We start from the raw sequence: 23,449 nt of genomic DNA on the forward strand, positions 1-23,449 counted from the left end.
ATTCAGGGCGGTCTTTTTTTATGTGTTTTTTTAGACGTTGTGTTTATGCGGGAAGTCCGCTTACAGTTGCGCCGTTGTCCTCAATCAGAAGGGTGACGTTTCCATTCGTATACATGGTGAAGTCGGTGGATGCTCCTCCAAAGGTGGGGTTATCATCCAGATATTTATCTACTGTTTTTGTGAAGTTTGCAAAATCTCCAGGAACAAAAGTTAGACAGTCGTTGCTGTCGGCGCGGATAAGAAGAATGTTGTTGTGATCGGTCATGTTGATGACATCATTGAGTCCGAGTGTTATGCCGGCTCCGGTTGTGCTTCCGTTTAAGAGATCTATGCGCTCTATTCCCCGGAAATAGTTATTGTCAACGAGCGTGAAATCCAGCTCTACCCCGGTTCCTTCCAGTGACAAGGTGTCGCCGCGGCCAAGTTCGCTTGCCGGCGGTGTTTGGCCGTGTAGCAGGAACGGCATGCGGTAGGAGCTGTGGCCGCCATCCATGAGAATGTTGGAGTTTCCTGAGGTTTCCAGTTCTGTTTTCGCCGGGCCGGTTGAGAAGTTAATTTTAAAGATATCGTCGCCGTCCATGCCAATGGCGTGGTTTTGGACACCGCCCATGTTGAATGTATCTTTCTCAAATCCGCCAATGGCCGTGTTTCCGGTTGCTCCGTCTGTGACTACGAATATGTTTTCACCATTCCCCAGATGAATTGTGTTATTGTATCCATAATCATATATGAGTATGTTGTCATCGCCATCGCCTGCAAAAATGGTTTTGTTGGTTGTGGTGCTTGATCCCCCTAGTGTTGTGGTGTCTGCATTGGCGCTTCCGGTTAAAACGTCTGTTCCTGTGCTGTCAACCGTCGATGGAAAAGTTCCGGTTTTTTGTTCTAGGTGGAACGTATAGTTTTCAAAACTGCCGGCGTTTCCTGCCTGATCAATGGCGCGGACCTGGATATTGAAATTAAAGTCACCTGGAAGTGAGGCGGTATTAATCGTGAGGTGGCCATTTGCGTTATCAAAAGTCCAAGTTGTAATTCCTGATGTTGTGTTGAGTATGTCTTTTGTGCCCGCACTTAATTCAAAGTGTAAATCTCCTCCATCCGGATCAATAAATTCCTTATCAAAATGATAATCCCAGATCATATTGTCTGATGTTGCGAAAAATTCATTCGGCGCAGTGCTGATTTGAGTTTGTGCGAATGAGTTCAAATCGCTGACGTGCAAGGGTGGCGTTGTGTCGCTATTTGGTGGAATGATTGTGTTTGGATCTTGCAGGTTCTCTCCAGTCGGCGGTGGTGGCGGCATGTTATCGTCGCCAGCATGTCTTCCATCGGGGTTCATGCCCTCAAGCAGATCCATGCCGTCCATGGTGTTTTTGCCGCCATCAAGCGTTTCCATGCCTGCGGTTGTGTTCATCGTTCCGGCCTGGTTCATACCCATTGGGTGCATGCCCATGGGGTCTGTGCCCATCATGCCGGTTTGCATAGGATTCATCATCGGTTTGGGCGCGAGGCCATCTTCGCCGGTTAATTTTACAGGCTCGCCATCCATTAAGGCCGGGTCTTTGGCACCATCCAGAGGTGCGCCATCGCCGTTGCCTGCGGCATCGTCACCGCCTTCAACCGAGCCATCGACTTCGCCGTCGTTATTGTGGTCGAGTGTGCCTTCCGCGTCGAAATTTTCACGCGGTTGTTCTTGCGGTCCGTTGACAGGTTGCGTTCCTTGTTCGGCGGCGGCATCGTTGATGGATGAAAATAGCGTCGGAGATACGCCTACGACCCCGGAAAATCTTTGTGAAACTTCATGTGCCGGCAATTGTCCCATATTCTGGATTTCACCGCCGGATGGGTCGAGCTTTGCTGTTTCGAACTGTGTGGCCAGTGTCATTTCGTGGCCGGAAAGATCGCGCACAACAATTGCGCCTTCAACAACTGTGATTTCGCCGGTGTCAACATTTCCTGCAATGATGGTTCCGCGGATGCCGATTGAGCCGCTGGGGGTGTCGATATTCACATCATCGGGATCATCGCGGCCAATGAGGCCGGAGGTGAAAACAAACATACCTTTGAGGACGGAAAAGTCCTGCGATCCGGATTCTGTTGAAGGATCATAAACATATTCGTCGATGGCCAGACGTGCGTCTTCAGATACGGCAAAGCTGGTTTCATCAATGAAGGCTATATTCACTGCGCCGTCGGCTGCGGTTTCGATAACGTCGCCCTGGTATATGGGCATGCCTTGTGTGATGTGCTCAACAGAGCCGTCCAAGTGCGTGATTGTCGCCTCGCCGGAGATTTCATCAACGCTACCGACCGGGCTTTCATCGTTCATGCTATGGCTTTGAGCATATTGAGCGGGGCTGCGGGCAAAGGAATTTACAAGTTCGGGTGTCAGGGTTTCGCCATTGGGGGCAACGAGATCAGGGGTTTCTGCCGCAGAGAAATATCCTTCAATTGTGAGCGTGCCTTGTGGACCGTCAAGAACGAGATCTGCGCCGTCGCGCTCAAGTGCGGCGTCTTTCACGTATGAGGCGTCAGGCAGGTCTACGGACGGGCCGTTGATCTGCAGCGTTTCGTTTGCTGCGCCGGATGTTGGTGAAAGTGAAAGATCGTCGAAATTTTTGTAAGCCATTGTCCCTATCCCTTATTTCTTACGCTAAGTGTACCCCAAAATTGTTCAAAAGTATTTCATAACCCTATAGGCCGCATATTTGCAGCTCATCCCTTATTTTACGGTAAAAAGTCTTAAAAAGAGCTGATTTTTACGTAAAATTTTATGTAATTATATCTACAAGGTTATATGTTGTCGGTAGCGGTTTGAAAGCTGTTCTTCTTTGTAACGTATTGATTTATTGTGATATTTTATGCAGCTGTCCAGCCGCCATCGACGGAGATGTGTCCGCCCGTCATGTTTTCGGCGGCGTCGGAGCATAAAAATAGCGCCAGGCCCGATAATTGTTCAACGGAAACGAATTTTTTAGTCCATTGCGCTTTGAGTAAAACATCGTTGACGACTTCTTCTTCTGAAATGCCGCGGGCTTTGGCTGTGTCGGCGATCTGGCCTTCGACCAGCGGGGTTTTGACGTAACCGGGGCAGATGGCGTTGACGGTGATATTATTCTCGGCGCATTCAAGGGCGACGGTTTTTGTGAGGCCTAATATGCCATGTTTGGCGGTGACATAGGCCGATTTATAAGGGGAGGCGACGAGGCCGTGGGCAGAGGCTATGTTGATGATGCGGCCCCAACCTTGTTTGCGCATCAGGGGCAGGGCATGGTGGATGGTGTGGAAAGCGCTGCTCATGTTGATGGCGATGATGGCGTCCCATTTTTCGGGGGGGAAGTCTTCGATGGGGGCGACATATTGGATGCCTGCGTTATTGACAAGGATGTCGACGCTTCCCAATTCAGTGCGGGCGGTAGAAATCAAATCTTTAATTTCATTGGGCCGGGTCATGTCGGCGGCGTGATAGATTGCCTTTATGCCTTGTTTTTCCAGTGCGGTGCGGTGGGTTTCGATTTCATCGGGATCACCGAAGCCGTTCATTACGATATTGACGCCGGCGGCGGCCAGTCCTTGTGCTATCCCTAAGCCGATACCGCTGGTGGATCCGGTGATGATGGCGGTTTTTCCTTTGAGATTACTCATTCTTTGTCTCCGCTTCGATGAAAATGCGCTTGATTAAAGATGGGCCGTTTTGATTTCTCTGTCCAGTGTTTGGGTAATTTATTCTATGCGACCGGTCTTTAATCCGTTTTTAAATTTGAGAGAGATGTTGGCGAGGATAGTTTTTTAGAGCCTGAAGCCATGGAGCGTTGTTTCTATATCAGGGCGACGTCTATGAATTCCCGGGTTTCGCTTTTCAGTAGTGCTTCGTTAGTGGCGTTGAGGCGTGCGATCAGCATCTGGATGAGGGCGCGTATGATAGGATCCGTGCTTTTAAGCATCTCGTTGAGTGAGTCCTTGGTGATGACATAGAGTTCGCTTTCTTCAACGGCTTCAACGTTTGCGCCGTAGGCTTCGCCGCTAAAAATAGCGCTTTCGCCGAAGATTTCGTCTTCACCCAGCGTGGCGAGTTCGACGATTTTGGTACCATCTTCCATAAAAACCCGGACCTTTCCTGACAAAATCATATAGGCTTTATCGGAGTGTTTACCTTGTGAGATAATCCGTTCTTCAGGCTTAAATTTAAGAATTTGTAATTCGTCTGCAATACTCATATTTTTTCCCTCAACCTTAATTCTAATATTTTTTGGGAAATGAATAAAGCATAAGAGTGTTTTTTAGGGTGATTTTTATGATGAAGGGGTATGGACAAGAGCGGTCCTTTTTCCTATAACGCTCTATCGTTTGATCTCTCAAACATGCCCGGGTAGCTCAGTGGTAGAGCAGGGGATTGAAAATCCCCGTGTCGGTAGTTCAATTCTACCCCCGGGCACCATTTTAAAAATCAATGAGTTAGTGGAAATTTTGTTTTTATGCGGTCCGTAGGACAGAACACCACGGGTTTACCCGTGGATGAATGAGCCCGGAGGCGGTATGTTGTTTCCGTTACCCGTGGGTATCTATATTGCTTTGATATTTACTGTATTTGCTACATTTGCTACAAAAACTATCCCGGTCAAACCCGCAAAAACCCTATCCTGTCTGGATTGCTTCACCGTCTTCGGAGGCTTGCAATGATAGGATACCTAGCCTCTTGCGGCAGGGTTATTCATTTTTTCAAATTTATTTCTTGGAACCACCCATGCGTGGAACGTAAATGGGCTCCGGTTTTTCGATCGGGATGAATTCCGGTTCGGGCGGGATGTAGCATTCAGGAACATCGTTTTTCAAAAGCTCCGGCCATTTGTTGACCCAGCCTTTTTCATGTGCAGCTTCTTGGATAAAGGTGTAATCAACGCAAGGGGTGTCACCTAAAGCTTGCAGGTAGTTTTCCAAATATGCGGGCGGGGCGGTTTCGTCCTGGCCACCAATGAAGTGATGTTGCGGCACATTTTTGAGGGATTCCATGGCGCCTGAAAGGGCGACTATGTCAAAATGTCCGGCAACGGTGCGCAGGGATTTTACGTCTTTGCGCTGTCCGGCCAGCAGTGCGGCCAGTGTGGCGCCGGAGTTATAGCCGACAATGTTGAATTCGGTGACGCCGTATCGGGCCTTAATATTGTCGAGGACGCTGTGATAAGAGGTTACGGTTTCGGCGTTGAATTGGGCATCGCCCCAATAGCTTTCATCGCAGGCGCTTTCTGGATCGCGCAGGCCTGAATACTGGCATGGGCGGGCGAGATAGGCGACGTTATCGGCTTTATCCATTGAGGCGAGGTGCAGGGCTACAGGGTTGCGCGGTGTGGGGTTGAATAGTACGCCTTTGATCATCGTTTCATCGGCCTCGCCTGCGCCTTCAATGTAAATGTTGGCAGATTTGCCACGTTCATGCATACGTTCAAAGGCGGTGATGATGAATGGGCCTGATTCAACGGGGCGCTTTATCATCCATGCCGGGCTGGCCAGGCGCGCGGCGACCTGTTCGCGGAAAGGTTCGTGCGGGCCGCAGGCATTGAGGCCGAGGGCGCTGATTCCAGTTAAGGCCAAAACTGAGAGTTTGAGAAAATTATTCATGAGATACCCCGTATTTTTGAATACTCTAGCATAGTCAATTTTAAGAATCACTGTCTGCATTTGGTTTCCAACCCTCTTTCCACTCTTTTAGTGAAATAATTTCAGCAGGGGCGCCATTATCGTGAAACCAGGAATCGACGGCGAAGAATTCGCTGGTGTTTAATTCGGTGATGACGGCGGTTTGGTGTGGCCAGCGTCCGGCATGAATGAGAGGCAGGCGGACGCTTGGGCCTTCGACGCGGTGGAAGCGTATCAGGCCTTTTTGCTGGAGTAGAGATAGATATACGGTGGTGTTGGTGCTTTCATCGACACAATCGAGTTGGTATTTACCGGTTTTGAAGAAGGTGCCATGAATGTCAACGCTGGTGCCGGTTTTAGCTCCAACTTTTTGTTCGAACAGGCCGATGGCGGTTTTTATGCGCTCGCGTTCGGCTTCCGGCGATTGTAGGGGGGGCGTAAAGAGGGCTTCGATTTCGCTCCATTCGCTTTGGGTGAATCGGACGGGCGTGATGTATTTGCAGCCATAGCCGTGGCAATGCTGGAAACGTTCGGGGAGTTGGCTCTCAAGGCCTTTGTTGCTCAAATAATGCTGATAGGTTGATTCATCGGTGGTGCAAGCAATTAAGAGCAGGAGGCTGAAAAATGCCAGCAGGTGTTTCATGATTCAATTTCGATAATGATGGGTGTATGGTCAGAGGGTTTGTCAAGTGCGCGCAGCGCTTTATCAATTGTACAGTTTATCAGGCGATCGGCAAGCTCGGGGGAGAGTAAAAAATGATCGATGCGGATGCCGTGGTTTTTGGGCCATGCCCCGGCCTGGTAGTCCCAGAAGGTATAGTGTCCGGCGCCGTTATGCATGGCGCGGAAGGCTTCTGTCAGGCCGAGATGGAGGAGTTTGCGGAAGGCGGCGCGGGATTCAGGCTGGAAGAGGGCATCGTCCATCCATTTTTTAGGATCGTAACAATCTTTGTCTTCTGGGATGACGTTGAAATCGCCGCCAATGGCAAAGGGGATGTTGTCTTCGCGCAGGGTTTTCAGGCGTTTATACAGGCGCTCTATCCAGTCGAGTTTATAGGTGAATTTTTCGGTACCGACGGGGTTGCCGTTGGGCAGGTATATATCGATCAGGCGTATGCCGCCGGTTTCAAATTCGAGATAGCGGGCTTGTTCATCGTCTTTATCGCCGGGCAGGGCGTCTTTGATCACCTTAACCGGGGTTTTGGAGAAGATGGCGACGCCGTTATAGGTTTTCTGTGTGACGGCGGCAGTATGCCAGCCGAGCTTTTCAAAGTCCTCATGTGGGAAGTCGAGGCCTTTGAGTTCCTGCACCATCAGGACATCCAGCCCGCTGCTTGCAAGATAGTTTTCAACATGCGCGCGGCGAGCTTTCAGAGAGTTCACATTCCATGAGGCTATCTTCATGGAAGGAAGTTTAACCACGGATGAACACAGATCAACACAGATTCTTCGTTATTGCATGGCTTGTCCATGCAATCTTTGTGTTGTGATGACGGTGTTGGTTATACCGAAAAAGAACTACCGCAACCGCAACCGGATTGGGCATTGGGGTTATCGATGATGAATTCAGAGCCGATTAGGTCGTCTTTGAATTTGATGGTTGCACCTTCGAGGAAGGGCAGGGAAATGTCGTCGGTGACGATGCAATCGGCAAAGGTTAGGTCTTTGCTTTTCGCGCTTTCGGTGAGTTCCATGATGTATTGAAAGCCTGAACACCCGCCGCCCTCAACCGTGATGCGTAGGCAAAGGCCCGGTTGGTCTTTGGTTGTGCGTAAGTGTTCAATGCGCTTGATGGCGCTTTCGTCAATGTTTAAGCTCATAACTCTATTATATAGCGTTAGAGTTTCAGATGAACAGTCCAAACCCACAACCTTCCTATAATTATTGTGCGTTGCCGTTGGCGGCGTATGCGTGCGTGCCGGAACAATCTCGTGGCCGGGTGCATGAGGAAAAGGACAGTGCGCATCGCAGCGCGTTTCAACGGGACCGGGACCGGATTATTCATGCCAGTGCGTTTCGGCGGTTGAAATATAAAACGCAAGTGTTTGTCTATGATGAGGGGGATCATTACCGCACACGGCTTACCCATACGCTGGAGGTGGCGCAGATTACACGCTCGATTGCGCGGGCGCTGATGGTGAATGAGGATCTGGCCGAGGCGATCGCGCTGGCGCATGATCTGGGCCATACGCCGTTTGCTCATATCGGTGAAGAGTATCTGGCCAAGTGCATGGCGCCCTATGGCGGGTTTGAGCATAACGACCAGTCCTTGCGCGTGTTGACGACTCTGGAGCGGAAATATCCGCGCTGGGTTGGGCTCAATCTGACTTGGGAAACGCTGGAAGGGGTGGTGAAGCATAACGGGCCGCATGATATGTCACCCAGCGGAGCTGATATTGCAGTGCGCGAGTTGCAGGAGCAGATTGATCTGGGGCTGGATAGTTTTGCCAGCATTGAGGCGCAGGTGGCGGCGCTTTCCGATGATATTGCTTACAATAATCATGACGTTGAGGATGGGCTGCGCGCGCATTTGTTCAGCCTCAAGGATCTTGAAGAGGTGCGTTTGCTTGGAGAAGTGATTGCCGGTGTGCGCGATGAATATGGTGATTTGAACAGTCATGTGCTGGTGCAGGAAATGATTCGCGAGATGATCGGCGCGATGGTTGAGGATGTTTTGGAAGAGACCGAATCGCGCTTGCAGGATTCAAATCCGCAAAGCCCAGACGATATTCGCGCGGCGGGGCGGCAAATGGTGGCTTTCAGCGAGGATATGCGTGAAAAGGTTGATGAACTGCGCGGGTTTTTGTTTGAGCGGATGTATCACCATTATACGATGAACCGGATTCATTTGAAGGTCGAGCGGATTATCTGTGACTTATTCACAGCTTTTACGAAAAACTATGAAGTGCTTCCCAACAATTGGCAACGGCGTGTGCGTGAGGCTGGAGGCATAGAGAATGAGCAGATTCGTGTGCGGATTGTGGCTGACTATATTGCCGGGATGACTGACCGTTACGCTATTCGGGAGCATGAGCGTTTATTTGATCTGTATTGGGATCTGAAATAAACTTTGAGCAGCTTAAATTTAAGAATCACTGTGTTTTTGTGAGGGACGAAAAATGAATCAGGATCCGAATTACCCACGTTTTGGCCAGCAACCGCCACATCAGTATGGGTTGCATAGTTTTGATACGCCGTCGGCGAGAAGAGGTATTGTTGAAAAGCTTTTAGGGGAAAGGATTGCGCAGAAATTTTCCAGTCCTTTATTTGCAACTGCGGCGTTTGTGATTGCGGGCGTTGCTTTTGCCGGGGTGATTATTGCCGTGTATCCCGATTCGCCTGATCAGAATGATATTCCCGTTGTGAAAGCGGAAACGTTGGCCTATAAAGAAATTCCTAGCGATCCGGGCGGGATGAGCATTCCTAATCGCGACAGTACAGTTTTTTCTGCGATGAGCGGGGAAGGTCCGTCTGAACCTGCGCCGCTTGAGGATTTGCTGGCTGAGGAAGAGCCTGTTGATAAGCTGGCGGCGTTTGCGCGTCAGGTTGAAGAGGCTGTTGAGGAAGACCGTGTGGTGGGCGAAGAGAGCGAAACTGCGCCTGTAACCCTCCAGAAGATTGCCAAGCAGAGTGAAGATGTTGCTTCGGAGGCTGCGGGCCGTGAGGTTGCGCAGGTAGTGGCTCCGAAACCACCACCGCCAGTTGATGATGTAGAGCGCCGTAAAATTATTCACAAGCCGGGTGAAAACCCTGAAACACTCGATTTTGTGCGTTCCGTGCTTGATAAGAAAGACGGTCAGGCTGTCGCGAGCGCCAATGATGTGGCGACGCGCGCGGCGTCTGTGGCTCCTGCGGCCGGGAATGCTGCAAGAGAGGTGGGGCGTGATTTTAACATTACGCCGGGCTCCTACTATGTGCAGCTTGGGAGTGTGAAGTCTTTGAGCGGGGCTGAGGCCGAGTGGGGTAAATTGAAGAAGGCTTTTGATGCCGAGCTTGGCAGTGCGTCTCACCGCGTTCAATCGGCTGATCTGGGTGAGCGTGGGACGTTCTACCGTATTCAGGCCGGGCCTATGAGCAAGGCCAGTGCGGGCGAGATTTGCGATTCTATTAAAGCGCAAAAACCGGGCGGGTGTCTGGTGACGCAGTAATAACATCTTTGGGCAGAATGGAGGTATAATGTTTAGTGATAACGGCCTCGTTTTTCAAAAGCGGTTACATTTGTTTGAATTCTGTGACCAGTCTTGGTTTGCAGGCTGGATGCGGGAGGGATTTATGGATTGCCTTTCCCTATTTTATAGAGTTTTTCGACCGTACCATCCTTTTGCACAACAAATTGCTGATGATTTACGCTGTGGTGTTATTTGTGATCTGGCTACGGGTGGAGGGGAATCTATTGAGTTTTTTTTAAAATATCTGGAGAAAAAACGCGCTGATACCCGTGTTAAAATTATTGGGACAGATCTTTGTCCTGATGTTGCGTCCTTGGAAGTGCTCAAAGAGAGATACAAGTGTTTTGATTACACAGAGCATTCTGTCGATGCGCTTGCTCTTCCTGATAATGCTGATAATTGTGATTATACGATGTTTACGGCATTTCATCACTTTAAGGAGGATCGTGCGGTGATGTTGATTCGTTCTGTCTTAGAGAAAGGGCGATCTCTTAGTGTTTTTGAATTCACATCGCGATACGACCCACTTAGTTATATTTTTCTTCTTTTTGGGGTGCCTTTTAGCATGCTCGCGCCTTTTTTTGCGAAAAAGCGGCGCTGGCAGAAATTTTTGTTTTCTTTCATTCCCGTTATACCCCTTATCGTTGCGTATGATGGTTTTGTTAGTAACTTGCGTACCTACACTAAAGAAGAGCTTACAATTTTGGCCCAAAATGCTTTTCCAGATCAGCGCGTGGCTGTTGAATTTTTTGAGAAAAGGGTGCTGATAGTTTTTAAATGCTATATGTGCCGTTTTTCTATCCAGCATGATGATATCTAAGTTATGGGTAAGAGGCGAAGAGTTTCGATTTGATAAAAGCGGTGATTTTGTCGTGTGCGGGCGCAGTCTTGTCGGGGGATGAGCGTGCGTTTTTTAAAGAGGCGCATCCGGTCGGGTTTATCCTGTTTGTGCGTAATTGTGAGAGTCCAGGGCAGGTTAAGGCTTTGTGTGATGAATTGCGCGCTTGCGTGGGCTGGCATTGCCCGATCCTGATTGATCAGGAAGGCGGGCGGGTGCAGCGCCTGAAGCCGCCTATGTGGCGGCAGTATCCTCCCATGAAAAGCTTTGGTGACAAGGCGCGGGAGGATATGGACGGGGCGCTGGAGGATTTACGGTTTACGATTTTGCAGTTGGCTGAGGAACTGGTTGAGGTCGGGGTGAATGTGAATTGCGCACCGGTGCTGGATGTTTTGCAGGATGACACGCATGAGGCGATTGGTGATCGGGCATTTAGCAATGACGGCCAAGTTGTTGGACGGCTTGGGCTTTCTGTATGTAGGCATTTGCTGGCTGCGGGGATTATGCCGGTGATTAAACACATTCCAGGGCATGGGCGCGGAAAAGTGGATAGTCACAAGGACTTACCGCACGTTGCTGAAAGTTTGGAAACTCTACAAAAAAATGATTTCGATCCGTTTCGTATCGTTGTTGAAAGTGATGTTGGGTGTCGTGTTTGGGCGATGGTAGCGCATATTGTTTATGATCAGATCGATAATGAACGCCCGGCATCGGTTTCTTCAGATGTTATTGAGAAGATCATTCGGCAAGATATTGGTTTTGATGGGTTTTTGGTTTCCGATGACCTGGATATGGAGGCGCTGGGCGCTTATGGGCCGATTGCAGCTCGTGCGGCGCTCACGATTGAGGCGGGGTGTGATGCGGCTTTGTATTGCGCAGGCGATTTGGCGGTGATGGAAAAGATCGTAAAAACTGTGCCTAACCTCTCGCGCAAGGCGCGCAAACGCTTGCAAAATTCGCTTGGCCGCGCCAGTATGGCGGCATGAACGACATTGCGATTCAAAATTCCGAATTTCAGGAAGACCCGCCGCGTGCCGAAAAGGTGAGCGAGGCGGATGCATTGTTGCTGAATATCGACGGTTATGAAGGGCCAATCGATGTTTTGTTGGAGCTGGCGCGCAACCAAAAGGTTGATCTGTTGCAAGTGTCGATTTTGCAGTTGGTGCGCCAGTATCTAAGCTTTATGGAGCGAGCCAAGGAACTTAACCTTGATCTGGCGGCGGAATATCTGGTGATGGCGGCGTGGTTGGCTTATCTGAAATCGCGCCTGCTTTTACCTCGTGAAAACAATGAGGTTGATCCGAGTGCGGAAGAAATGGCTGAGGCTTTGCAATTCCAGCTTCGCCGCCTTGAGGCGATGCAAAATGCGGCGGATAGGCTGATAGGCCAGCCACAGCTTGGCCAGCAGGTCTTTGCTCGCGGCGCGCCCGAAGGGGTGCGGGTGCATACGACTACGCGCTGGGATGTGAAGCTGTATGATTTGCTGAAAGCCTATGGCGATATCAAAAAGCGGATTGAAGGACAAAGTTACGATTTGCCGACCTTTAACCTGATGAGCATGGAAAACGCGATGTCACGGCTGAGCCGGATGCTCGGGCAATTGCCGCGTAAGGGGATGCATTCGGTGTGGAGCACGCTGGAAAGCTTTATGCCGGAAGGGGTTAGAAGTAAGCTGTTTGGGCGCAGCGCGCTGGCCTCGACCTTTACGGCCGGGCTGGAGCTGGTTAAGCAAGGCAAACTGGAGATTAAGCAGGATGGGCTGTTCCGTCCGATTTATATGCGCGGCGTTATTGCAGGGGATAAAGCGTAGGTTTGCATAATCAGTTAATGGCTGCAAGTTTTGAAGGGGGGGGGAGGATGAACAAAGCAACATCAATTATAATAACATTAGTAATTCCTATTATCGTTTCTCTAATAAACTTATTCTTTTTTTATATATGTGTAATTTATTTTATTGACGGGATCTACAGTGATGTTCTTTATACACCAAATTATATTTTCTATTTAAGATGGATATGGTTGATAGTAGTAAGTTTAATAGTTTTATTTTTAAGTATTAAAGGAGTTTTGCTTGTTGCAAAGCAAGAAAATGAAATGTCTATGAGCAGAGGATATAAATTTATTTTTGCTCCCTTTTGCGGAGTTGTAGTTTTATGCTTATCTCTCTGAATATAAATTTTGAACAGACCATTTTCATATATAAACAAGATGGGCTGTTTCGTCCGATTTATATGCGCGGCGTGGTCGCGGATGATGAATAAGTCAAGTTTACGCTATGATGAAAACAGGAGTTTGACATATGGCTCAGATTACGAATGAATTGCTTTATGAGGTGCTGAAAAAGCTGCAAAGCGATATTGCAGAGCTTAAGCCGATGCGTCATGAAATGCGTGATGGATTTGCGACGATGAAGTCATACTCCGAATGATTGCCATGGATGAACTTACCCGCATCGTCGAGGCGTTGTTGTTTGCCAGTGCCGAGCCGCTGGCTACGGCGGATTTGCATGAATATACACCGGATGGTGCGGATGTCGGGGCGGCGTTGATGAGCCTGAAGCGCGATTATGAAGGGCGCGGGGTGAATTTGGTTGAGATTGACGGTAAGTGGGCGTTTCGCACGTCTGCCGATCTGGCCGAGGCGTTGGCGATTGAGAAAGAGGTTTCGAAAAAGCTGTCGCGTGCGGCGCTGGAAACGCTGGCGATTATTGCCTATCACCAGCCGGTGACGCGGGCCGAAGTTGAGAATATTCGCGGGGTGGCGACGCATCGCGGGACGCTGGATGCCTTGATTGAGGCGGGCTGGGTGAAGCCGGGACGGCGGCGTGAAACGCCGGGTCGGCCTTTGACGTGGGTGACGACGAATGCGTTTTTGGATCAGTTCTCTTTGGAATCGGTGATGGATCTGCCGGGGCTGGATGATTTGAAGGCCTCGGGCCTGCTGGATCGCCGCCCTGCGATTGAGGCCATTCCGGGCAGTGATGATCTGTTTGCTGGACAAGAGGCTTTGAGCCGCGTAGAACAGGATGCGGATGAGCCGGGCGAGATTGAGCGCGAAGCGCTGGAAAAGGCCGAGGCTGATTACGAGCAGGAACGCGCCGAAGAGGAATTAGAGGAGATTTAAATCCATGGCACCGGGACCGTTACAAATTCTGATCGTTGTCTTGTTGATCTTGGTTGTGTTTGGTGCGGCCCGTTTGCCGATGATTGCCGAAAATCTGGCCAAGGGAATTAAGAGCTTTAAGCAGGGGCTTAAAGACGATGATGACGTACCCAAGTCGATCGACGATCAATCTAAAAAAGATGATTGAAATTTCCATATTTTATTGATGTTTTTTTGTGTTTGTGCTTTATCGAGCTAGCTTTTTTATATTAGGAGTAAGCTTATAAGTACGATAATTCGTGATGCGGTTAAATTTGATTATGATTTTCTGTGTGCAGCGTTTGCGCAAGTAAATCGTGATCATTGCAAAATGGAGCCGGGTTTATACCGGGAAGTGGACGAAATTGCGCCGCGCTGGCAGTTTAATGCGCTGGCTTTGGGGCGGGAAGTTCCCGGTCTTCGTTCCTATGTTGAGAATCGTTACTGCATTAAAGTGGCGGAGCGGGAAGGGACTCCGGTCGGTGCTGTTTTCGCGTGGCCGGAGACAAAAAAATTTCCTGGTAGCAGGGCGCGCGTTACGGAAGCTTATCTGGATAATATTGTTGTTTTTCCTGATAAATATCGAGAAGAAGGAATCGGGACTGCGTTATTGGACGCGGCTAAAGGCTGGGCTGAGAATGCCGGGCATGAATCTCTATATACGAAGATCGTGAATAAAAATAAGGTGAGCCTTGCTTTTTATAAGGCGGTTGGCTTTAGTCCCAGAAGCATTAATTTTGGTGGTTATAATAATAAGGTTTTTGATTCGCATCATGTGATGGGTTTTGAAGGAAGCACGGTGTTCGAGCCGAATGAAGCTATTGCTGTCGTGTCTAAAAAGCGCTCTTCTTTAAGTTGGTCGAATTTTGAAAGAGAGGCGCATGTTCTTTTTCGCCCCGGCAGTGGTGCAAAAATGAATCCGAGTTTGTTGAAGCAAGCACAGGCGTGGGCTACAGATAAGGGGATTGAACATATGCTTGTGGAGATTCCGGTTAATGATTCTAAAAGCGTTGCTTTGTTTGAGGAGGCAGGGTTTACTGCCGATAGTACAAATATGGAGATCCGTTTAGGCTGATATGCTTGATTTTGGCTGGGCAGAGTTGTTTTTGGTGATGGCTGTGGTGGTGTTTGCCCTTGGGCCAAAGGAAATTCCCGGCCTGATGCGCGGCATGGGGCGGTTGTTCCGGCGTTTCCAATATATGAAATATTCGATTTCCCGGCAATTTGATGAGTTTATGGATGCGGAAGGGCTGAACGAGGCGGTGAATTTCGAAGTGCGGCATGATGGGTCATCCGATTTCGACGAGGCTGCCGAAGATGAGGACGTGATGAAGCCTTTGAAACAGAATCAGGAAGATTTAAAGTGAAGCTAAATAATCGTCATTGCGAGGAGGCCGAAAGGCCGACGTGGCAATCCATCTGCGGAGTTGGATTGCTTCGCTGTGCTCGCAATGACGGGAGTATACAAAAATGACTGAAAACACCGCTCAGCCGTTGACCCATCATTTGATTGAGTTGCGTCAGCGCTTGATGTGGGTGTTTGGTGCGATGATTTTAGGCACAGGTATATGTTTTGGTTTTGTCGAGCAGATTTACAGTTTTCTGGTGGCGCCTTTGGCCGGGGCGATGGGCGAGGGTGATAGCCAGCGCCTGATTTATACCGGCCTTACGGAAGCATTTTTTACCTATCTGAAGGTGGCGTTTTTCGCCGGGATTTTCCTGACCTTTCCGATTTTGCTGGTGCAGATCTGGGGGTTTATTGCGCCGGGTTTGTATGACAATGAACGAAAGGCTTTCCTGCCGTTTATGGTGGCGACTCCGATATTGTTTTTTGCCGGAGGGGCGGTGGTGTATTATATCGTGTTGCCGATGGCCTGGCCGTTTTTCCTGTCCTTCCAGACGAGCGCAGAGGAAACCGCGCTGCCGATTCAGCTTGAGGCGCGGGTGAGTGAGTATCTTGATTTGATTATGACGCTGATTTTTGCGTTTGGCCTGTGTTTTCAGCTTCCGGTCGCGTTGACGCTGATGGGGAAGGCGGGGCTGGTGAGCGCTGAGTGGCTGGCGTCTAAACGCAAATATGCGCTGATCATTACATTTATTGTGGCTGCTTTTATCACACCGCCGGATGTGATTAGCCAAATTCTGCTGGCTGTGCCAATATTGGGGCTGTACGAACTTTCAATTTTTCTTATCCGTCATGCCGCAAAGAAAAGCTCCGCAAAAACTCTATCAGAGCCGTCTTGATGAAGGCATCTTAAAGCCTGATCCTGCACAGCAAAGGGCCGTGAAGTCGCTGGAGCGGCTTTATTGGGAGTTGGTGGAGATTTCCGAGCATTCTGCGGCTTGCCGGGGGTGGCGGGCTATTAAGGAGAAAATTCCGTTTTTGAATACGGCGCCGGGTCCGGCGCGCGGGTTGTATATGTATGGCGGGGTGGGGCGCGGCAAATCGATGCTGATGGATTTGTTTTATGATTGCTTGCCCAACAGCATTCCGAAAAGGCGGGTGCATTTTCATGCCTTTATGCTTGAATTGCATGATTATCACCATGCGCGGCGCAATAGCGCGGATGTGTGCGAGGGGATGGATGGGATCTTACCGCTGTTCGCAGAGCGGATTGTCGAGCGGGCGCGGGTGCTGTGTTTTGATGAATTTCACGTGACCGATGTCGCCGATGCCATGATTTTGGGGCGGCTCTTCCGCCATTTGTTTGAGCGTGGCGTGGTGGTGGTGGCGACGAGTAACTGGGAGCCTGATCGTCTTTATGAGGGCGGTTTGCAGCGCGATCGTTTTTTGCCGTTTATTGCGCTGCTTAAAGAAAAAATGGAAGTTTTGTACCTGGATAGCTCGACGGATTATCGCACTAAATTCCTGGCGCAGGAAGGGACGTATTTCTGGCCGCTGGGCCATGAGACGATGCGTCATGCCAATACGGTGTTTAACGGTCTAACGGATAATGCTTTGCCTGATACGGATATGTTGGAGGTCAAGGGGCGTACAATTCGGGTGGATGCGGTTGCGCGTGGCGTTGCACGATTTTCTTTTGCGCAGTTGTGTGAACAGCCGCACGGGGCGGAGGATTATCTGGAGATTACCAACAATTACCATACGGTGTTTGTCGAGGGGGTTCCGACGCTGGGTTACGACCGGCGCAATGAAGCCAAGCGGCTTATGATTTTAATTGATACGCTTTATGAGGCCGGGACGAAGTTGGTGATGACGGCTGATGCCCTGCCTGACGAACTTTACCGAGGGCATGATTACGCGTTTGAATTTAAACGCACGGTATCGCGGTTGCAGGAGATGCAAAGCGCAGAGTATTTGAGGCGCGGATAAAGCTGATTTTAAATCAAGTTTATAGTTCTTCCTTCGACGTGACCTTCATCTGTAGGATTCATTTTAAATTTCTGAATATCGGGGTGGTCAGCTAACTTTTGTAATTGTGATTTGTTGACAAAGACGGCGATATGAGATGGCGTATTAGCTGTGGTGTTTTCCCGGATGCCTAGCTCATTGAGACGTAATCTAATTCTTGTAATCGCAGCAGCAAAGCTTACTTGATATTGTTTCCTTCTTTCTGTTGTGTCGTCAGATGTTGATTTATTTATTTTAGGAGAAATGTACACCGATAGAGGTGTGTTGTGTTTTATACTTTTGGCATTAAATGCACCTCTTACTCTTGAGCCTGCTTTATTTGTGTATGCTGACATTTTGAGTTCCTTTATTTTTATGGTTTTGTGTTTTAAAGCATATTTTTTTATTTTATGTCAATCAAAAATCTAATGCATTTTTGTTCGCCTTCGTTACACTTGACGTATGATTTTTATGTTCAGTAAATTCTTTGGCAAAACGCCGAAAAGCTATGAGCAGCAGCGCGCGGCGTTGGCCTCGGCGAATGTGAAAGAGCGGTTGTCTCTGGCTTCGAATACCAAGACCAATAAGGAAATCCTGTATTATCTGGCGGAAAAGGACCCGTCGCCTAAGGTGCGCAAGGCTGTGGCGGAAAATGAAGCGATGCCGGTGCAGGTGTCGAGCATTCTGGCAGGGGATAGCGATTCCGATGTGCGGCTGGCGCTGGCCGGGCGGTTGGTCGATCTTTTGCCTGATGTTTCGCAGGACCAGCAAAGCCAGCTTTATGCGTTTGTCGTGCAGGCTTTGGGGACGCTGGCGCTGGATGAGGTGTTGAAGATCCGGGTGGCGTTGTCTTCAACGCTGAAAGACCATGCGCATACGCCGCCGAAAATCGCCGGGCAGCTCGCGCGGGACGTGGAGCAGCAGGTGTCGGAGCCGATTTTACGGTTTTGCAGCGCTTTGTCGAATGCGGATTTGCTGGATATTCTCAAAAGTCATCCGGCCAGTTGGGTGATTGAGGCGATCGCCAGCCGGGACAGCGTGAGCGAGGAATTGTCCGAAGCGGTGGTTGAAACGCGTGATAGCTATGGTGGGAGCGCGTTGATTGGCAATGACGGAGCGCTTATCTCGGATAATCTCTTGCACCGGATTGTCGAGATTGCCCGCACCTTGCCGGAATGGCAAAAGCCGATGGCGGTGCGCAAGTCTTTATCGGTATCGATTGCGCGGGATCTGGCGGAATTTGTGGACGCGTCGGTGCGTGATTTACTGCTCAAGCGTGGTGATTTTGACGAAAATACGACGGAAGAACTGGCGGCGGTGTTTCGCCGGCGCGTGGATTTTGTTGATGATGGAGCGGATGAAACGCCGCGTGATAAGCTGGCACGGTTAATACAAGAAGGCGGATTGAATGAGGAGACGATTTCCGATGCGCTGGCGATGCGTGAGAAGGAATTCGTCGCCGAGGCGATTGCGTATCTTGGCAAAACAACGGCGAGTCAGGTGCAAAAGGTTTTTGATATGGGCGCGGCCAAGCCGATTGTCGCTTTGGCCTGGCATGCGGGGCTGTCGATGCGATTGGCGTTGGCGCTGCAAAAAGAGGCAGGCCGCGTAAATCCAAAAGAGATCCTTTATCCCAAGGGCGGGACGGATTATCCGCTTTCTGAGGAGGATCTGAACTGGCAGCTTGAGTTTTTGGGGTTGAAGTAAGTGTCCCCAGTGGTTATGCGCCACTGTGGTTTTATTTTTGTTATTGGTTTATAAATAAGCGATAGAAATTAAAGAAAGGATTCTCTTATCATGAAAGCTCCTAAACGTGTTGTGGTGACCGGTAGTGCCGGTCAAATTGGGTATGCATTGTTGTTTCGTATTGCCTCGGGGGCGATGCTTGGCGATGACCAGCCGGTGATTTTGCATCTGCTTGAAATTCCACCGGCGATGGGCGCCGTGCAAGGCGTGGTGATGGAGCTGAATGATTGCGCATTTCCGCTTTTGCAGGGCATTGTGGCGACGGATCAACTCGACGTGGCGTTCAAAGATGTAGATTATGCGCTTCTGGTCGGGTCGATGCCGCGCAAAGAGGGGATGGAGCGCAGTGATTTGCTCACCGCCAATGGCGGGATTTTCGGGCCGCAGGGCAAGGCGTTGAATGATTATGCCAGCCGCGATGTAAAAGTTTTGGTGGTTGGGAATCCGGCGAATACGAACTGTCTGATTGCGAAAGAAAATGCGCCTGATTTGCCGGCGGAATCTTTCAGCGCGATGGTGCGGCTCGATCATAACCGGGCGATTTCGCAGCTCGCGGAAAAGACGGGTGCGCATTCGACAGACATTAAAAAAATGACGATCTGGGGTAATCACAGTTCGACGCAATATCCTGATCTGCATCATGTGAGCGTGAAGAGTGAAGCCGCGATGTCGAAGGTTGATCAAGCCTGGTATGAGAGCGATTTTATTCCGACGGTGCAGCAGCGCGGGGCGGCGATTATCAAGGCGCGAGGGGCGTCTTCTGCGGCGAGCGCGGCGAGCGCGGCGATTGATCACATGCGCAATTGGGCGCTGGGCACGCCGCAAGGAGACTGGGTGTCCATGGCGGTGCCTTCGGATGGATCATATGGCATTGAGGAAGGCGTGATTTACGGTTATCCGTGTACATGTCCGGGCGATGGAACATACAAAATCGTGCAAGGGTTGGAGATTAATGCGTTTTCACGCGCGCGCATGGATGCCACGGATGCAGAGCTGCGTGAAGAGAGAAAGGCTGTTGAGGCTTTGCTCGGTAGCCAGAGTAAAGCGGCGTAAGATCGTTTCAGTTTTGCTAAAGCAGGCGTCGGCTGTGCATTTATGCAGGCCGGCGTTTTGTTTTTATACGATACGGATTGTATTGATTTAAATAAGTTTAGCCTGAATTCGAGGTAAATCGTTTGCCAGATTTTAGGTTTTAGTGATGGTCGGCGGTGCGATGGCGACTTGCTGCGGCGGTTCTGGATTTTGATTTAAATTTTCGGCCATTTCACGCGTGATGTTGGAAAGTGCCTCTTTAATATCCTTACTTTTTAGTCCTTCCCATTCGTTTTTGAATTCTTTTTCAAGGTTTTTCTGGACTTTGTCTATGGTTTTGGAGCCTTTGGTTGCATTATTAATGCGCCACATTAAGCGTTTGGCGGCTAGTTCAGTTTGTGCGTCAAGGTCAAAAATACGATTGCCATCAATATGACCTTCCTTTATGTGCCATTCGAGTGTGTTGCCAGTGTACTGGTACATACCAAGAGCAGAAGAGGGAAGTTTGTATTTGCCATCTGCCCCGCGGATATTATGCTCTTTGTAATAAGCGCGTTGCTCATCTTTGTATTTATCTTGCCAGGCAATTACCTGGTTGATGGTTGATTCTGAGAATTTTTTGCGTTCTACTGCCCGGCTTGGATCAAATGTTTGTTTTCCGTCTTTGTCGAGGAGGATGCCAACATACAAGCCGCCTCGCGTTGTGTCTCCCGGATGCAACCCGGTGCCGCCTGTGTAATCGTTAACGACATCGAGATTGCCTTTTGATTCTTTGGACAGGATCAAATCAAAGAGTTTGCTGATTTGCGGTTCGATCGCTTTGATGGCTTCTTTGTCGCCGATATATTTGCTGACAAAATCTTCTGGTGCAAGCTGGCGGTCCGGGTGGTTCTTGTCTTCGATGACTTCTTTGAGAGCTTCTTTTTTACGTTTCAAGGCTTCTTTTTGCGTGTCGGCGATTTTGGAAGGAGAACCGGACTGGTTGTCGGCGAGAATGTCGTTGATGTCTTTGTGTTTTGGCTCTGGTGGATAGATTGCGTCTATCATGTAGGGAGCCATTTCGTCACCAGATAAAAGCAGGGCAATGACATGCATGAGTTTTGAAAAGGCTTCACCAAAATCTAATTGACCGTCGGAGTGTTTGGCGCGTCCGGTGATTTTTCCATCTTTATCTTTGATCCACCGGTAGCCGCTAGATATTTCCGGGTCGGTGAGTTCGCGCAGCGGTGGCTCTTCGTATTTTTTCTTTTTCTTTTGTTCTTCTGCGGGCTTTTTTGTGACTTCTTCAAATTTCGGTTTGATCTTGTCATCTGCGTTTCCAGCATTTGCGGTCGGCGCATCGTTCTTGGAAGTGTTTGTATCCGGCTGCGTTTTGCCGTTATCTGCGGCTTTGAATTTGGGCGTAAGTGTTTTATCGTTGCTTTCTTGTGGCGCCACGCTCTTTTTTTCACTGTCGGGAGATGTCGCTGAATCTGTTATATCAGCCATGGTCACACCCTCTTTTTTACTGCCGTTTTATTTTTTGTTCTTTTTCGTTTCCCCTATTATGGGCAAAAAGGGTTAATTTTTGGTTAATATTGTATGGTAACGGCAGGGTGACGGTCGTTTTAGCTCATCATGCCGGGGCTGGAGCTTCCGGTATTTGCTGTTGGCGAGAATGCATCCATGTCGATATTCAGATCATTATTAGCCGAGGGATCTTCCTGTTCGGTTAGCATGTGCTTGTTTTCAGCAAATTGTTTGTCGAATTCCGAGTCTGATTTGAGGTTTGTGTCTGCTGCCGGAGCGGGGGGGTGCGTATTTGTTGCCGCCGGTTTTTCTATCGGTACATATTGGTCTGCTGCTGATTGGTACTGATTTGGGTTGAAAGGCTCTTCGATTGCGAGACCTTCTTGTTCTACAGCCTTTTCTGCAAGGGCTTGTTCTTTTTCGCTTAATGGTCTCGCAGCGTCGGTAACGTCGTTTGAGGTTGTCTGTGTGTTGCCTAGAGAGCGTTGTTCTGCGGCATAAGAGCGGGCGCGGTCTATAACTTTTTGTTCTTGTGCCATCGTTTCCGGGTGAGGAGCATCAAGAGTCAGGTTGCCGTTTTCGTCCTGGTTGCTTGACAGAGATTCATCAATTTGATCCTGAATTTCAAGGTAACGGTCAAAGGCAGCGTCTGATGTTGCTTCATCAGTGTTTTTGTCAGCTATGATGTTTTCTAAAGCTGATAACTCATTTTGTAAAAATGTAAGCTGGTTTGCCAGATCGTATTGGCTGGCATATTGATCATACAGGCCATCGGTCAGTTCCACGTACATGGTTTGTAGGGTTTCATCCTGATTGTATAATGCAACAGATTTTACCGCATATGCGGCGCCTTCCAGGTCTTGGTTAGCAAACATCTGACCTAATTGACGGTCTATGTCTATGTATGCCTGGTCTTTGTATTCGGGGTCGAGATCATCAATGTAAACATTATTACCGTCATCATCTTTGACGTAATATACGCCGGGATTTTCTATTTCTTCATAAACGAGACGGGCTTCACCCAAGGCCAGGACAGCTACGAAGTCCTTTCTGAAGCTTTGAACGCCTTCCATGATTTTGCGCTGTTCGTCGGGTAGTTTTGCAATTCGCTCGGTTATGCCTTGTTCTTGAGCGTAAAGAGCGGCAACAGAGTTGTTTTTATATTGATTATAAGTTTGTGCAAAAGCCGGGTCGTTTGCGGCATATTCGTCCATTCTTTGGATCATTGCTTCAGCTTGTGCGCGCGCTTGTGCGGCAGATAATTCGGGATTTTGTTGTCGTAATTGTTGTGCCAAAGACTCCGCGAATTTTGCATCAATCATATCATGGAGCTGTTCATCTGTGTATTTATCGAACTCAGGGTTTTCACGCATTTTATCAAAGAGTTCCTCATGAAGCTGCGCTCTGATTTTGGCTTGTTCCGCAACATCATCGGTTGCAAGAATGCTTGCTGCTGCGGCATCGAACATGTTTTGATTTTGATTGAAGAATTCTTCGATTTCGGGTGGAAACAATATGCCGCCTATTAATGTGTCTCTCAGGCGTTGTTCGCGTTCTTTCCGGGCATCTTGGTCTAATGCGGCGTAGGTGGATGATTGTGCGGTTACAAAAGAGCCGCCTGCGCCTTGCAGCGCTAAATTCTGGAGTATGAATTGCACAGCCGGACCATCGGTGCCGAAGAGGGCTTCGAATTGCGGGCTTTGTACATTCGTTTCTATATCGGCTATATCTGCGATGAGTTCGCGTACGACTTCCGGCGGCGCTTTTTCCAACGCTGCTTGTGCACGATCTAACTGATTGGCAGAGAATTTGTCAGGTGAAATTGTATTTAGTGTGGTTGTTTGCTGGAGGATGTCGCGGGTGTTTTGCGGGGATGCAAAAGCCATCGTGTTTGCAGGCGCATTCTCCGGCAAAATTTGTGGTTTTTTATCTTCTATGTAACTTAGTAGCGACACTTAGTCCCACACCCTTTTTTATTTTTCTTTGGATTTCCAAACCTTGTTTGAAAAACATTTGCACGCGTTTATCATA

Annotated in this window: 24 protein-coding genes and 1 tRNA gene; 15 read left to right on the forward strand and 10 right to left on the reverse strand. The window is 49.2% G+C overall.

What is annotated here, in order from left to right:
• Positions 1-43 precede the first annotated feature (43 nt).
• The 3 genes from H6859_00890 to H6859_00900 all read right to left on the reverse strand — a co-directional run bounded on the left by H6859_00890 (position 44) and on the right by H6859_00900 (position 4,214).
• Positions 44-2,626: a FecR domain-containing protein gene (locus tag H6859_00890; protein ID USO05791.1), complete on the reverse strand. Its 2,583-nt coding sequence runs from the start codon at positions 2,624-2,626 to the stop codon at positions 44-46.
• A 230-nt stretch (positions 2,627-2,856) separates the two neighbouring features.
• Positions 2,857-3,642 carry a 3-hydroxybutyrate dehydrogenase gene (locus H6859_00895; GenBank protein USO05792.1) on the reverse strand — a complete coding sequence of 262 codons (786 nt, stop codon included), beginning with the start codon at positions 3,640-3,642 and terminating at the stop codon, positions 2,857-2,859.
• A 173-nt stretch (positions 3,643-3,815) separates the two neighbouring features.
• Complete coding sequence (locus H6859_00900; protein ID USO05793.1) at positions 3,816-4,214, reverse strand: cyclic nucleotide-binding domain-containing protein; 399 nt, start codon at positions 4,212-4,214, stop codon at positions 3,816-3,818.
• A 146-nt stretch (positions 4,215-4,360) separates the two neighbouring features.
• Between H6859_00900 and H6859_00905 the strand changes: the two genes are divergently transcribed.
• Positions 4,361-4,435 (forward strand) — tRNA-Phe (locus H6859_00905).
• A 287-nt stretch (positions 4,436-4,722) separates the two neighbouring features.
• Here H6859_00905 and H6859_00910 read toward each other — a convergent pair.
• From H6859_00910 to H6859_00925, 4 genes are all read right to left on the reverse strand, one after another.
• Entirely contained in the window at positions 4,723-5,613 is an 891-nt protein-coding gene (locus H6859_00910) for a hypothetical protein (protein USO05794.1), read from the reverse strand.
• Between the two features lie 40 nt (positions 5,614-5,653).
• Positions 5,654-6,274: a hypothetical protein gene (locus H6859_00915; protein ID USO05795.1), complete on the reverse strand. Its 621-nt coding sequence runs from the start codon at positions 6,272-6,274 to the stop codon at positions 5,654-5,656.
• On the reverse strand, positions 6,271-7,035 hold the full coding sequence (gene xth / locus H6859_00920; protein ID USO05796.1) for an exodeoxyribonuclease III: 765 nt from the start codon (positions 7,033-7,035) through the stop codon (positions 6,271-6,273). The genes H6859_00915 and xth overlap by 4 nt, the downstream gene beginning before the upstream one ends.
• Before the next feature lie 98 nt (positions 7,036-7,133).
• Entirely contained in the window at positions 7,134-7,451 is a 318-nt protein-coding gene (locus tag H6859_00925; GenBank protein ID USO05797.1) for an iron-sulfur cluster assembly accessory protein, read from the reverse strand.
• Between the two features lie 29 nt (positions 7,452-7,480).
• Here H6859_00925 and H6859_00930 point away from each other — a divergent pair, with 29 nt between their 5' ends.
• The 12 genes from H6859_00930 (at position 7,481) to H6859_00985 (ending at position 17,113) form a co-directional block, all read left to right on the forward strand.
• Positions 7,481-8,698 carry a deoxyguanosinetriphosphate triphosphohydrolase gene (locus H6859_00930; protein USO05798.1) on the forward strand — a complete coding sequence of 406 codons (1,218 nt, stop codon included), beginning with the start codon at positions 7,481-7,483 and terminating at the stop codon, positions 8,696-8,698.
• Positions 8,699-8,750: 52 nt separating this feature from the next.
• On the forward strand, positions 8,751-9,779 hold the full coding sequence (locus H6859_00935; GenBank protein USO05799.1) for an SPOR domain-containing protein: 1,029 nt from the start codon (positions 8,751-8,753) through the stop codon (positions 9,777-9,779).
• Positions 9,780-9,807: 28 nt separating this feature from the next.
• Positions 9,808-10,620 (forward strand): class I SAM-dependent methyltransferase, encoded by an 813-nt coding sequence (locus H6859_00940; GenBank protein USO05800.1) that lies wholly within the window; start codon positions 9,808-9,810, stop codon positions 10,618-10,620.
• A 29-nt stretch (positions 10,621-10,649) separates the two neighbouring features.
• Positions 10,650-11,624, forward strand: coding sequence for a beta-N-acetylhexosaminidase (gene nagZ / locus H6859_00945; GenBank protein USO05801.1), 975 nt, complete (start codon positions 10,650-10,652; stop codon positions 11,622-11,624).
• A complete protein-coding gene (locus tag H6859_00950; GenBank protein ID USO05802.1) occupies positions 11,621-12,448 on the forward strand; it encodes a segregation/condensation protein A in 828 nt (275 codons plus the stop codon). The genes nagZ and H6859_00950 overlap by 4 nt, the downstream gene beginning before the upstream one ends.
• A 47-nt stretch (positions 12,449-12,495) precedes the next feature.
• Positions 12,496-12,807, forward strand: coding sequence for a hypothetical protein (locus H6859_00955; GenBank protein USO05803.1), 312 nt, complete (start codon positions 12,496-12,498; stop codon positions 12,805-12,807).
• A gap of 255 nt (positions 12,808-13,062) precedes the next feature.
• A complete protein-coding gene (gene scpB / locus H6859_00960; protein USO05804.1) occupies positions 13,063-13,761 on the forward strand; it encodes an SMC-Scp complex subunit ScpB in 699 nt (232 codons plus the stop codon).
• A 4-nt stretch (positions 13,762-13,765) separates the two neighbouring features.
• Positions 13,766-13,948 (forward strand): twin-arginine translocase TatA/TatE family subunit, encoded by a 183-nt coding sequence (gene tatA / locus H6859_00965; protein ID USO05805.1) that lies wholly within the window; start codon positions 13,766-13,768, stop codon positions 13,946-13,948.
• A 162-nt stretch (positions 13,949-14,110) separates the two neighbouring features.
• Positions 14,111-14,854 carry a GNAT family N-acetyltransferase gene (locus tag H6859_00970; GenBank protein USO05806.1) on the forward strand — a complete coding sequence of 248 codons (744 nt, stop codon included), beginning with the start codon at positions 14,111-14,113 and terminating at the stop codon, positions 14,852-14,854.
• 1 nt (position 14,855) lies between these two features.
• Complete coding sequence (locus tag H6859_00975) at positions 14,856-15,146, forward strand: twin-arginine translocase TatA/TatE family subunit (protein USO05807.1); 291 nt, start codon at positions 14,856-14,858, stop codon at positions 15,144-15,146.
• A 103-nt stretch (positions 15,147-15,249) separates the two neighbouring features.
• On the forward strand, positions 15,250-16,023 hold the full coding sequence (gene tatC / locus H6859_00980; GenBank protein ID USO05808.1) for a twin-arginine translocase subunit TatC: 774 nt from the start codon (positions 15,250-15,252) through the stop codon (positions 16,021-16,023).
• The gene (locus tag H6859_00985) at positions 15,977-17,113 is read left to right on the forward strand and encodes a cell division protein ZapE (GenBank protein USO05809.1); all 1,137 of its coding nucleotides are present in this window, start codon (positions 15,977-15,979) and stop codon (positions 17,111-17,113) included. The genes tatC and H6859_00985 overlap by 47 nt, the downstream gene beginning before the upstream one ends.
• A gap of 8 nt (positions 17,114-17,121) precedes the next feature.
• Here the strand turns inward: H6859_00985 and H6859_00990 are convergent, their stop codons facing one another.
• On the reverse strand, positions 17,122-17,487 hold the full coding sequence (locus tag H6859_00990; GenBank protein USO05810.1) for a hypothetical protein: 366 nt from the start codon (positions 17,485-17,487) through the stop codon (positions 17,122-17,124).
• A 106-nt stretch (positions 17,488-17,593) separates the two neighbouring features.
• On the opposite strand from H6859_00990, the gene H6859_00995 reads away from it, so the two are divergent.
• Together H6859_00995 and H6859_01000 are read left to right on the forward strand one after the other, a co-directional pair.
• The gene (locus tag H6859_00995) at positions 17,594-18,838 is read left to right on the forward strand and encodes a DUF2336 domain-containing protein (protein ID USO05811.1); all 1,245 of its coding nucleotides are present in this window, start codon (positions 17,594-17,596) and stop codon (positions 18,836-18,838) included.
• A gap of 87 nt (positions 18,839-18,925) precedes the next feature.
• Complete coding sequence (locus H6859_01000; GenBank protein ID USO06651.1) at positions 18,926-19,930, forward strand: malate dehydrogenase; 1,005 nt, start codon at positions 18,926-18,928, stop codon at positions 19,928-19,930.
• Between the two features lie 132 nt (positions 19,931-20,062).
• Here the strand turns inward: H6859_01000 and H6859_01005 are convergent, their stop codons facing one another.
• Complete coding sequence (locus H6859_01005) at positions 20,063-21,397, reverse strand: hypothetical protein (GenBank protein ID USO05812.1); 1,335 nt, start codon at positions 21,395-21,397, stop codon at positions 20,063-20,065.
• A 119-nt stretch (positions 21,398-21,516) separates the two neighbouring features.
• A complete protein-coding gene (locus H6859_01010) occupies positions 21,517-23,373 on the reverse strand; it encodes a hypothetical protein (GenBank protein USO05813.1) in 1,857 nt (618 codons plus the stop codon).
• Between the last annotated feature and the right edge of the window lie 76 nt (positions 23,374-23,449).

It is taken from the genome of Rhodospirillales bacterium (genome assembly GCA_023898785.1).
GTDB lineage: Bacteria > Pseudomonadota > Alphaproteobacteria > Micavibrionales > Micavibrionaceae > TMED27.